The organism is Bradyrhizobium sp. BRP19 (genome assembly GCF_020194195.1).
GTDB lineage: Bacteria > Pseudomonadota > Alphaproteobacteria > Rhizobiales > Xanthobacteraceae > Bradyrhizobium > Bradyrhizobium yuanmingense.
This window is the reverse complement of the sequence record NZ_JADYVZ010000115.1, coordinates 1-449: the sequence shown is the minus strand read 5'-3', so window position 1 is coordinate 449 and position 449 is coordinate 1. Positions and strand designations below refer to the sequence as shown.

Below are 449 nucleotides of genomic sequence, written 5' to 3'. Positions count from 1 at the left end.
CCCTACTGGAAGTTGCGCGACGCGCCCTCAAAGAAGACTTCACCCACGGCCAGACCTTTGACTCGCCACAAAGCGTGAAGAATTTCTTGCGCCTGACACTCGGCCACCGCCCACACGAAGTGTTCGCCTGCTTCTTTCTAGATGTACGGCACCGCCTGATCGCTTGGGAAGAACTCTTCCGCGGCACCCTGACCGAAGCACGCGTCTACCCGCGTGAGATCGCCAAGCGCGCGCTACATCACAATGCAGCCGCCGTGATCCTGGCCCACAACCACCCCACCGGCAACACCGAACCCAGCGAATCCGACGTCATCCTCACCCGCGAGCTGCGCCGCGCGCTGGCCATGCTCGACGTGATCGTCCTTGATCACATGATCGTCGGCCGCAACCACGTCTACGGCTTTCTCGAACACGGCAAAATGTAGTGCCGATGCCGCATCGCACGGGGC

At 61.7% G+C, this 449-nt stretch carries 1 protein-coding gene; it reads left to right on the top strand.

Features of this window, described 5'->3' with window-relative positions:
- Positions 1–425 (top strand): DNA repair protein RadC (radC, locus tag I6F36_RS38750; protein WP_225173269.1); only part of this gene is annotated, 425 nt, incomplete at its 5' end.
- Positions 426–449: the final 24 nt, after the last annotated feature.